Origin of the sequence: Mycobacteroides franklinii (assembly GCF_002013895.1) — a bacterium.
Classification (GTDB): domain Bacteria; phylum Actinomycetota; class Actinomycetes; order Mycobacteriales; family Mycobacteriaceae; genus Mycobacterium; species Mycobacterium franklinii.
Genome location: NZ_MAFQ01000005.1, coordinates 67843 through 79058 on the forward strand (window position 1 = coordinate 67843; position 11216 = coordinate 79058).

9 protein-coding genes are annotated in these 11216 nt (G+C 64.5%); 5 read left to right on the forward strand and 4 right to left on the reverse strand.

Annotated features, from left to right (window positions below; genetic code table 11):
* The 3 genes from B4393_RS07370 to B4393_RS07380 are packed head-to-tail and all read left to right on the forward strand — an operon-like array spanning window position 1 to window position 3000.
* Entirely contained in the window at window positions 1-1272 is a 1272-nt protein-coding gene (locus B4393_RS07370) for an FAD-dependent oxidoreductase (protein WP_078333577.1), read from the forward strand.
* Between the two features lie 27 nt (window positions 1273-1299).
* On the forward strand, window positions 1300-2355 hold the full coding sequence (locus B4393_RS07375; RefSeq protein WP_236743130.1) for an NAD-dependent epimerase/dehydratase family protein: 1056 nt from the start codon (window positions 1300-1302) through the stop codon (window positions 2353-2355).
* Window positions 2356-2376: 21 nt separating this feature from the next.
* The gene (locus tag B4393_RS07380) at window positions 2377-3000 is read left to right on the forward strand and encodes an MBL fold metallo-hydrolase (protein WP_078333578.1); all 624 of its coding nucleotides are present in this window, start codon (window positions 2377-2379) and stop codon (window positions 2998-3000) included.
* Here B4393_RS07380 and B4393_RS07385 read toward each other — a convergent pair.
* Entirely contained in the window at window positions 2997-3956 is a 960-nt protein-coding gene (locus tag B4393_RS07385; protein WP_078333953.1) for a GlxA family transcriptional regulator, read from the reverse strand. The two genes, B4393_RS07380 and B4393_RS07385, sit on opposite strands and share 4 nt — an antisense overlap.
* Window positions 3957-4105: 149 nt before the next feature.
* Here B4393_RS07385 and B4393_RS07390 point away from each other — a divergent pair, with 149 nt between their 5' ends.
* Complete coding sequence (locus B4393_RS07390) at window positions 4106-4741, forward strand: HD domain-containing protein (protein ID WP_078333579.1); 636 nt, start codon at window positions 4106-4108, stop codon at window positions 4739-4741.
* A gap of 11 nt (window positions 4742-4752) precedes the next feature.
* On the opposite strand, the gene B4393_RS07395 is transcribed toward B4393_RS07390, so the two are convergent.
* The 3 genes from B4393_RS07395 to B4393_RS07405 all read right to left on the reverse strand — a co-directional run bounded on the left by B4393_RS07395 (window position 4753) and on the right by B4393_RS07405 (window position 9815).
* A complete protein-coding gene (locus tag B4393_RS07395; protein ID WP_078333580.1) occupies window positions 4753-6090 on the reverse strand; it encodes an HNH endonuclease signature motif containing protein in 1338 nt (445 codons plus the stop codon).
* Window positions 6091-6246: 156 nt separating this feature from the next.
* Window positions 6247-8190 (reverse strand): thiamine pyrophosphate-dependent enzyme, encoded by a 1944-nt coding sequence (locus B4393_RS07400; RefSeq protein ID WP_078333581.1) that lies wholly within the window; start codon window positions 8188-8190, stop codon window positions 6247-6249.
* Entirely contained in the window at window positions 8187-9815 is a 1629-nt protein-coding gene (locus tag B4393_RS07405) for a glutamate synthase-related protein (protein ID WP_078333582.1), read from the reverse strand. The genes B4393_RS07400 and B4393_RS07405 overlap by 4 nt, the downstream gene beginning before the upstream one ends.
* Before the next feature lie 186 nt (window positions 9816-10001).
* Between B4393_RS07405 and B4393_RS07410 the strand changes: the two genes are divergently transcribed.
* Entirely contained in the window at window positions 10002-11192 is a 1191-nt protein-coding gene (locus B4393_RS07410; RefSeq protein WP_078333583.1) for an FAD binding domain-containing protein, read from the forward strand.
* Window positions 11193-11216 lie beyond the last annotated feature (24 nt).

Genomic DNA, 11216 nt, shown 5'->3' on the forward strand with positions numbered 1-11216 from the left:
ATGAGCGAGAAGACGACATGTGTCGTGGTAGGTGGTGGTCCGGCGGGGATCTTCGCGGGTCTGCTCCTCGCCCGGGCCGGGGTAGAGGTCGTGGTGCTGGAGAAGCACGGCGACTTTCTGCGGGACTTCCGAGGTGACACGGTGCACCCGTCCACGCTGCGGTTACTCGATGAGCTAGGTCTTTTCGAACGATTCGACAAGCTGCCGCACACGAAGCTTCAGCGGATGAGGGTGACCAAACCGGACGGCCAGCAAGTGGTGATGGCCGATCTCACTCGGCTGCGCACCCCGCACCCGTACATCGCGATGGTGCCGCAGTGGGATCTGCTGGACATGCTGGCCGAGGTCGGCAGCGAGGAACCGGATTTCGACCTGCGGATGAACCATGAGGTAACCGGGTTGCTGTGGGATGAGTCCGGCCGGGTCAGTGGGGTTCGGTACAAGAGCCCGACGGGAATCGGTGAGCTGCATGCCGATCTGACGCTCGTCTGCGACGGACGCTGGTCCCTGTGCCGCCAGGAGGCCGGACTCGTTCCCCGCGGATTCCCCGTCGGCACTGACATTTGGTGGTTCCGCGCGCCGCGGGTGCCGGGGATCGGTGAGGAGCTGGTTCCGCGCTTCAAGGACGGAAAACTCTTGGGGATCATCCCGCGGCAGGGCTACTTGCAGATACCCCAATTCATTCGCAAGGGAGATGACGCGCGCCTGCGGGCACGGGGGGTGGAGGCATTCCGCGATGATCTCGCCGACGTGGTGCCCGAACTGTCCGGCGTGGTCGACGAGATCGAATCCATGGACGAGGTCAAACTCCTGGATGTGCGGATCAACCGGTTGTCCCGTTGGTACACCGACGGGCTGCTGTGCATCGGAGACGCGGCCCATGCGATGTCGGGCCTGGGTGGTGTCGGGATCAATCTCGCGGTGCAGGACGCGGTCGCGGCCGCGCGCATCCTCGCGGCACCGCTGCGCGAAAAGCGTGTTGCCCGTGAAGACCTCGCTGCGGTGCAGCGCCGGCGCATGTTCCCCGCGGTGGTTACCCAGGCCGCGCAGATCTTGGCGCACCGACACCTGGTAGACCCGGTGTTCACGGGCGGAAAGCTCAGCGGCCCCGGTTGGCTGCTGCCGATCATCGAGCGCTTCGGGTGGCTCACCGTGATTCCCGCCTACTTCATCGGCATCGGTGTGCGGCCGGAACACGCGCCGGCCTTCGCCCGCCGGGCACGGTGGTTAGGGCGTAGTCGTTCTGGACAGGTGTCCGGGTTTGAGCGATAGTGGCCACCTGTCTATCTGGAGGTTGAAGTGGCCGGCGATCAAATCCTGGTGACCGGCGCGTTCGGATTGGTTGGGTCGCAGGTCGTGGCGGCACTTGCCGCCCAGGGTTACGCGGTGGTCGCCACCGACCTGCGCACATCGGCGAACCTACGCAGCGCGGAACGTCTGCCCACTGGTGTTGAGGTGCGCTGGGCGGATCTCACGTCCGCCGCGGAAGCCGCGTCTTTACTTGGATCTACCGCACCCCGGGCGATCATTCACCTGGCTGCCCTGATCCCGCCGTTCTGTTACATGAATCGATCCCTGGCACAGAAGGTCAACGTCGACGCCACCGCACACTTGGTAGCCGCAGCTTCCCAGCTGGCATCGCCGCCGCGATTCATCCTTGCCTCCAGCGTTGCCGTGTATGGCACCCGTAATCCCCATCGCGACAAGGGATTGCTCACGGCGGACACGCCCGTCAATCCGAGTGACCTCTACGGCGCCAATAAGGTGGCGGCCGAAGAACTCGTGAGGTCCTCGACACTCGAATGGGTGGTGCTGCGACTTGGCGGCGTGTTGACGGCAGCGCCGCGCTGGAGCATCGATCCCCATCTGCTGCGGTTCGAGGCGGTACTTCCGTCAGACGGTCGCATCCAGACCGTCGACGTGCGCGATGTCGCCAGCGCCTTCTGCGCCGCGATCAGGACAAGCCACGTCAGCGAGGTGTTTCTCATCGGCGGCGACGACTCGCATCGCACGACGCAGTCAGCGGTCGCATCCGAAACGGCTGCGGCAATGGGGCTCGTCGGCGGGGTTCCGCCCGGGCGCCGGGGTGATCCTGACGATGACGGCACCTGGTTCGTCACCGACTGGATGGATACCGAACGTTCACAGGAAGTCCTTGCTTTCCAGAGGCATTCATTGGGCGCGATGCACGCCGAGACCAGCGCCACAGTGGGGTGGAGACGCGTGCCCTTGCGCTTGGCGGCACCCATTGTGCGTGCCGTATTGAAGACCCGGTCGCCGTATCGTGGGCACGGTGGGCGGTTCGCGGATCCATGGCGCGCGGTCCAACGGTGTTGGGGCGATCCGCAATACTGAGACGATGCGAAAGGTCGATGGATGAGTGGCATTGAGCGGGTGGTGACCCGCGGAACCTTTGAACTCGACGGCGGCAGTTGGGAAGTCGATAACAACATCTGGATCGTCGGAGAGGGTGACGATGTGGTGGTGTTCGACGCCGCCCATTCCGCTGAGCCGATCATCGAGGCTGTCGCCGGACGCAATGTGGTCGCAGTGGTGTGCACCCACGGCCACAACGACCACATCACCGTCGCTCCGGAACTGAGTCAAGCCCTGGACGCGCCGGTGCTACTGCATCCTGCGGACGACATGCTGTGGCGAATGACTCATCCGGACAAGGAATTCCATGTCGTCGAGGACGACATGGTGCTGTCGGTGGGTGGTCTGGAGCTGCATGCCCTGCATACGCCGGGACACTCGCCGGGTTCGGTGTGTTGGTACGCGCCCGAACTGCGCTCGGTGTTCTCGGGGGACACCCTGTTCCAGGGTGGGCCGGGCGCCACCGGCAGGTCTTTCTCCGATTTCCCGACAATCCTGCAATCCATTTCGGGCCGACTCGGCCCACTGCCCGAAGACACGGTGGTCTACACCGGCCACGGCGACACCACCACCATTGGCGACGAGATCGTGCACTACGACGATTGGGTGGCGCGCGGCCACTAGCGTGTGGCCGTGCGGAACCGGTCGCGGTAGGCCTTCGGCGAAACTCCCAGCTCGCTGACGAACACCCGCCGCAGCGTCTCGTCGCTGCCGAAGCCCGCAATCCGCGCCGCCTCGCTGACCGTACTGCCCGCATCCAACGCGCCACGTGCCGCGTCGATGCGGACAATCTCCACGTATCGTGCTGGGGTAGTGCCCAATTCGGTGTGGAAGAGCCGCGTGAGCTGGCGGGTGCTCAGCGCCGCCCGGGTGGCAAGCCTGGCAACACTGTGATCGGCGCCAGGGTCTGCCGCTATCGCATCGGTCGCCGGACGGAGTGCGGAACCCGCGGGCGGTGCCGACTCCACGAGCACCGAGAACTGGGATTGCCCGCCCGCGCGTTTGAGGTAGACGACGAGAGATCGCGCGACCTCCCGCACCACGTCGGATCCGTAGTCGTCCTCGACCAGAGCCAATGCCAAATCGATGCCCGCGGATACTCCGGCCGAGGTGAAAACATTTGCGTCCCTGACGAATATCGCGTCCGGGTCAACGCTGATGTTTGGGAACGCGCGTTGCAGCAGGCCGGTGTGCCGCCAATGTGTGGTGGCCCGGCGATGATCGAGCACGCCCGCCTGCGCGAGCAGGAAAGCGCCAGTACAGATCGATGCGATGCGGCGACAGCGGGGGTATATCTGGGCCAGGGCGTCTACCAAGGCGGGGTCGAGTGGACGGCCGATCAGCACATCGCCGCCCGTGACCAACACGGTGTCGGGGGACTCGATGGAATTGACAGTCTCGGCCACCGCGAAGGGCGAGCCGATGGACGTCGCCACATCGTGGCCATCGACCGAGGCGACCACTAGCCGATAGTTGGCGCCGAATCGGTTGGCCTCGGCGAAGACCTCGGCCGGCCCGGCTAGATCCAGCAGCTTCATGCCGTCGAACACGACGATGATGACGAGCCGCTCATCGGGCATGCCCTCAGGATCGCAGATGCGCACTCGTGCACATGGCCGGATCTGTGGGATCGACGGCTGTTGTGCACCTCTCACCGGTGGGCTTCGGGGCCAGAGACTCGTACGCAAGAGAGTTCCACCCATGAGTTGCGCCAGATGAAGGAGACGCTATGACCGAGATTGCCGGAGTCGAGATCCCTGATACCCCGCTGGTCCGCGAGATCACCGAGTACATCCGCGACACCGAGGATGACCTGCTGTTCCACCACTCCCGTCGGGTGTACTTGTTCGGTGCGCTGCAGGGCCAGCGCCGTGGCGTGAAACCGGACCTGGAGCTGTTGTACGCCGGTGCGATGTTCCACGACATCGGGCTCACCGAGGGCTACCGGACCTCGCAACTGCGGTTCGAGGTGGACGGTGCAAACGCCGCCCGGGACTTCTTGATCGAGCGCGGGGTAAGCGCTGAGGATGCCCAGAACGTCTGGCTGGCCATTGCGCTGCACACCACGCCGGGGATTCCCGAGTTCCTCAGCCCGGAGGTGGCGCTGGTCACCGCCGGTGTCGAGACCGATGTGGTCGGCATCGAGCGGGATGCGCTGTCCAGCAGGGATTTAGATGCGGTCGTCGCGGTTCATCCGCGGCCCGATTTCAAGAGCAGGATTCTGCATGCCTTCTTCGAGGGCAACCGGCATCGCCCGCGTAGCACTTTCGGCAACGTGAACGCTGACGTGCTCGCGCACTATGACCCCATGTTTGTCCGCGACGATTTCGTGGAGATCATCCGCGCCAACAGCTGGCCGGAGTAGGTCGACGCACATTAGAACGGTGGGGGATCCTTCGCCGCGAGCGTGGCCAGGGCCGCTTCTCGTTGTAATCGTTCTTGGCGGTTGAGGTTTCGTTCGGCGCGGCGGCGCTGGTCGCGTTCCTGTTTGCGCGTGCGTGGTCGTGTGAGTGCCGGGAAGAGGAACCGGCTGGCGGGAGTGGTCGCATAGGCGTGCCCGGTGGGTGCCTTCCAGACCACGGTGCCGTCGGACTCCTGGATCTCGGTCCAACCGCCGAAGGTCTTCAGGAGATGGTGCTTGCGGCACAACGCTTTCAGATTGATGCCCGTGGTGGGACCAGCCGTGGCCCAGGGCACGGTGTGATCGATATCAGCACGGTCCGCGATGGCTTCGCAGCCGGGGAATCGGCACAGCTGATCGCGGGAGCGCACAAATGCGGCAAGCCCGGGGGATGGTCGGTATCCCGTGCTGCGGGAGTCGCTCAATGTCCGAGTGCGGGCACCGGCGGTGGCGGTGCGGGCCTGCTCGGCGGCGAGCACCCCGAAGCCCGGCACATAGGCCGGGAGATCGTCACGGCCGTCGAGCGTGGATTGGTTGAGGACCACGTTGACGACCACCGAGACGTCTGCCACATCACGGCCGGAGCAATTGGGATGCCCACAGGTGCAGCGCATCCGATCCAGACCGCGGGTCAGGGCGCCGACCGCATCGGCGCGGCGCTGGGCCTTGGTGCGCGGATCTGCCGGGCACACGCTGGCCGCCAACAGATCGAGGCGCTTGTCCAGCGCCACAGCATGGGTGGCCTGCAGTGTGCCCCAGATTTCGGCGACCGGTTCTCCGTTGCCGAGTGGACGGATCTCGATATGGCGGCCCTCATTGGCGGACCTGTTGCGCCGCAGCGCGTCCTGATCGAAACGAAGCACCAGTGCATCGAGTGCGGCGGTAATGCGTCGCTGTGACCAGCGTGTCCAGCGGGGCAGTGCCTGCACGATGGCGGCATCCACCTGGGTTACCACGGTGTCGTCATCGAGGAGTTCGGTGCGATTGACGATCAGCGCGACGGTTCGAAAGTCAAGATCGCCGGTGGCGAAGCGTTCGGCGACCGCCCTGAGTCGATGCCGCAGAACCTGGGCGTAGCGCATCTGACTAGAGGCCAACGCCTGCGTGACACCCTGAGCCGCAGCAATTTCAGCGGCGACCCTGTCCCAGCGATCCAGTGGGTGACGGTCGCGTTCATCGGGCTTGCCGAGGTCCGCGCGCCGGTCCACCAGTAGCCCGATCGCCGACAGCTTCTGGGCACACGCCTGCGCCTCGGCACGCTGCGCCGACGTGATCACATCGATCAGGTCTGCATCAGGCAATATATCGAACATATGTTTGATTTTAGTGGAACCTGTTGGGCCCGGCCCCGTGCGGGATCATCCTTGTGGATGAATCGTGAGTTGTGGATAAATGCAACCTGGGCACCTCGGACGACCCTGGGCCTGATACTTCACGGTGAGGTCGTGCTGGCGGCGACGACCACCCAACTAATGCGAGCGCGGATCGGTCAGGATCTCCACCAGCGCGGGACCAGGGTGGCTGAGGGCCTCTCCGATAACCGAATTCAGCTCGGCGGTATCGGTGACACGCTTGCCGTAGGCCCCGCAGTCCCGGGCGAATGCTGCGAAATCGGGGTTGTGCAGCGAGGTCTGCCACACTGTGTATTCGGAGCTGCGTTGCTCCTCGCTGATCTTGGCCAGCTCACCGTTATTGAGCAAGATATGGGTGATGTTCATGTCGTACTTCACCGCCGTAGTGAAGTCCGCGAGATACTGCCCGAAGCCACCGTCGCCGGTGACCGCGATGATGGGCCTATCGGGGGCCGCGGCCCAAGCACCCATGGCGGCGGGGAAGCCGAAGCCGATGGAACCCAGATATCCGGACATGAGCACCGACTGCCCGGTAGGCTCGAAGTAGCGGCCGAACGAGTACGCGTGGTTACCCACATCGACTGTCAGTACGGCGTTTTCGGGAGTCAACTCATTGAGTTCATGGAAGATGGCCGCGGCGGGTACCCGTCTGTATGCGGGTGAGGCGGCGCGGCGGGCCTTCTCCGCGCGCCACACCGTCCAGCGCTGCGCTAGTTCGGGACCTTGGTCGGCCAACGACGAATTGGGGCGGAGCCCGTCGGACAGGGCGGCGGCCGTGACCCCTACGTCGCCGAGCACGGGGACGGTGACCGGCCGAAATCGGCCGAGGGCCAGCGGATCGGTGTCGACCTGCACCGTCGGTTTGTACGGTGATATCCCGGTGTGATTCGAGAATGAGGCGCCGAACACCAACAGCAGATCTGCCTTGTTCATCATCCACGACGCCACGGGTGTACCCGAACGCCCCAATACCCCGGCGGCCAGCGGATGGCGTTCAGAAATCTGGCCCTTGGCCTTGAAGGTGGTGAGGATGGGGGCGTTCAATCGCTCGCCCAGCGCGATGATGGAGGGCATATCGAACTTCGCGCCGGCACCCACCACAATCACCGGGCGCGTGGCTGATTCGATCAGATCGAGGGCCTCGGCCAGGGCCGCCGCGGGTGGGCCAACCCGCGGGTCCGGCATGCGGCCATGCGGTCCGGAGGCCGGGGCATCGGGATTGGGGAGCACCTGGACCTCATCAGGCAGTACGAGATGGCCGACACCCCGTTCCAGGATGGCGTGTTTGAGCGCCATCGTCATCAGCTCGGCGTGATCGGAGCCCGCCCGCACCATCGCCGAATAGACGGACACGTCGGAAAAAGCAGCCAACAAGTCGATGTCTTGGAAGGCGCCCTTACCGGCGACCGAGGAATCCACGTTGCCTGAAATAGCCAGCACCGGTGCGCGATCGGCCTTGGCGTCGTAAAGCCCGGTCAACAGGTTGGTCGAACCGGGGCCTGCGATGCCGAAACACGCGGCGGGGCGCCCGGTCAGCTTTCCGTAGGCGGAGGCCGCAAATGCTGCTGCGCCCTCATGACGGATGCCGAAGTACCGCAGCTTCCCTTCACTTTCGGCGCGGTGCATGGCTTCGGCGACCCCCAGATTGGAATGTCCGACCATCCCAAAAACGGTGTCCACACCCCAATTGGTCATGGTTTCGACGAGCACGTCACTGACGGTGCGGACATGTGGCGCCGGCGGCGCGGTGCCAACGTAAACGCCATCCTCCCGTACCTCGACCGGATATGTGCGGACATTAAAATCGGGACCGCCCGCGGCCTCTCCGGTGAACGGATCGAAGTCGAATCCGTGCCAGGGACAACGAATCTTGTCGTTCTCCAGGGTGCCCTGTCCGAGCGGCCCGCCTTGATGCGGACAACGGTTGTCGATGGCGCCGAAGCGGCCATGCAGTCTGGTCAGCGCTACGGACTTGAGTCCTACGGGGCAGACGGTCACTTCACCCTCGTCAAGCGCATCCCGATCGACTGCCTTGTGCCAGACCAGTTCATGTTCACTCACAGTGGTATCGCTCCTGCGTAGGGGACCGCGCTGAGATAGGCGAAGTTGCGGTCGAAAGTGACAAGGTCGTCGAGCTGTAAGTCGCTGAGGCGGCGATGCCCGCACGCCCTGGCCAGTATCGTCATCAGCTCGACAGTGGACTCCAGGAATCGCTGCAATCGCGCGGCGGCGAGCTCGATAGGCAACCGGTTCCGCAGATGGGGGTCCTGGGTGGCGATACCGACGGGGCAGGTGTTGGTGTTGCAGGCGCGCATGCCGACACAGCCGATGGCCTGGAGCGCAGCGTTGGACAGCCCGATGGCGTCGGCTCCCAATGCCAGCGCCTTGACCATATCGGCGGCGGTACGGATACCACCGGTGATTGCGAGCGTGATGTGGTCCGCACCGGAACGATCCAGATGTCGGCGTGCGCGGGCCGTGGCCGGAATGGTCGGTACGGAGATGTTGTCGCGGAACAGAATCGGTGCCGCTCCGGTGCCGCCGCCACGGCCATCGAGAATGATGTAGTCGACGCCGATCGTTAGCGCGGCGTCGATATCACGCTCGATGTGCTGCGCGCTCATCTTGTAGCCGATCGGGATCCCACCCGACAAATCGCGGACCTCGTCCGCACACTCACGGAACTGGTCCAGGGAGGTCCAGTCGGGGAAGCGGGCCGGGGAGATGGCGGGAGTTCCCGGTGCGAGGCCCCGGACTTCGGCGATCTTGCCGACAACCTTGTTGCCTGGCAGATGCCCACCGGTGCCGGTCTTGGCGCCCTGCCCGCCCTTGAAGTGTAAGGCCTGCACCTTCTTCACGTGGTCGAAGCTCCACCCGAACCTGGCGGAGGCAAGCTCGTAGAAATATCGAGAATTGTGTTGCTGTTCTTCGGGGAGCATGCCGCCCTCGCCGGAGCAGATACCCGTCCCGGCGAGTTCAGCGCCCGCCGCGAGCGCCGTCTTGGCCTCCTGTGAGAGCGCCCCGAAACTCATGTCGCTGATGAACAGCGGGATGTCGAGGGTCAACGGTCGTCGTGCACCCGGCCCGATGACTGTGCGGGTATCGACGGGCTCGTCGTCCAGCAGAGGTAGACGTGCCAGTTGAGCGGTCACCAACTGAATCGAATCCCAGGACGGCAGTTTATCGCGCGGGACGCCCATCGCCGCCATCGTGCCGTGATGTCCGACTCTGTCGAGCCCGTGCGCCGCGAGCTCATGGATCTGCGTGACGAAGGGCTCCTCGGCGGTATCAGAGGGCTTGATCCAGCTGCCCTGGTAGCCGTCGTCCTCATACGACACGGGGTATGCCTTAGCGAATGCGGACACAGCCGACTTATCTACGTAGACAGCATCATTGGATATCCAAGTGGGAAATTTCGTCAACGCGACCGCGGGGTTCACCGGGGACACACCGGTGTCCACCTCATAGCGCCAGCCGTGTACGCCGCAGACCAGAATGTCGCCTTCGAGGTAGCCGTCGGCCATCAGCGCACCGCGATGTGCGCAGCGTCCGTACAGTGCCGAGACGTCTGAGCCCCGGCGGATCAGCACAATGTCCACCCCGCCCACCCGGGTGGTGTGGGGCGCGCCGTCAGGTAGCGCCGACAGTTCCGCCACCTGTTGTGCGGTTGCGGGAACGGTAGTCATGAGCGGTCGGCGGAGTCGGGGCATGCGGCAGCAGGCCGGGGTGAACTCATGGGTGAACTGTGCGTGGCCGAAGGCATACGCACATCAGTCACATGACTGATGTCTGGAACGGGCCTACGCCCGAGGCTGTTCAAGCGCCGGCGCGATAACAGACTGAAAAGCTCGCGAGACCGAAAAGGGATCAACATGAGTGAATACTCCACCGCATCCGCCATCGTTGTCGGCGGATCCATCGGCGGGCTGACGACGGCGCTGTTGTTGCGCGACCTGGGATTCAGCGTTGACGTTTATGAGCGCACCTCGACAGCGCTTGACGGCCGGGGCAGCGGGATCGTCCTACAGCCGGACACGGCCCGCTGGTTCGTCGAACGCAGTGAACAAAGCATCGACGACCTGCGAACCTCGACGTCCTACGTACAGCATCTTGATGGCAATGGCGCAGTCGTGCACCGCGAGGAAGCTATTTGGACCTACACGTCCTGGGGCACCTTCTACCGGGCGCTGCTCGCCGACTTCGGCACCGAGCGTTACTACTGCGGTGAATTCGCTTGTGGGTTCAGCCAAGACGACGACCAGGCAACCGTTCGGTTTGTCAGCGGCAAGACCGCCTCGGCCGATCTGCTGGTGTTCGCAGACGGCATCACCTCAGTGACCCGTGAGCGCTTCGATCCCGAAGCTAGGCTCGAGTACGCCGGATACGTCGGGTGGCGGGGCACCGTCAGACAGGCGGACCTGAGCCCGGAAACCCGAGCCGTGATCGACGACGCCGTGACCTATGTCGTCATCCCTAACTCACACATCCTGATGTACCCCATCCCCGGTGAGGAGGGCCTCGGCCCGGAACATGCGCTGATCAACTACGTTTGGTATCGCAACGTACTCGCCGGGCCCGATCTCACCGAGATGCTCATCGATAAGCGCGGATTCACCAGCCCGGTATCGGTGCATCCGGGCCAGGTCCAGGACCGCTACGTGGAGGAGATGCGCAGTACTGCAGTCGATGTGCTCGGTCCGGCGGTGGGCGAGGCCGTGGTGTCCACCAAGGCGCCGTACCTGCAGATCCTTTCCGATGTGCGGTCCGCGCGGATGGCGGTAGGACGGGTGGCTCTGATCGGTGACGCCGCGAGCGCCTCGCGGCCGCATGCCGCTGCAGGGACAGCGAAGGCGGCTGCCGACGCCTGGACATTGGCTGCCGCGCTGCAGGATTCGGCCGGGGACATTCAGGCCGCGCTTGGCAAGTGGGAGCCGGAGCAGCTGCGGTTAGGGGAGGGTCTGCTCAAGCGAGTCAGAGACCTGGGCGAGCGTTCGCAGTTCGACAACACGTGGACGCCCGGGGACCCTGACCTCCGCTTCGGACTGTACGGACCCGGTCGTTAGTTGGCTCGTTCAGGAAAGGGAAAA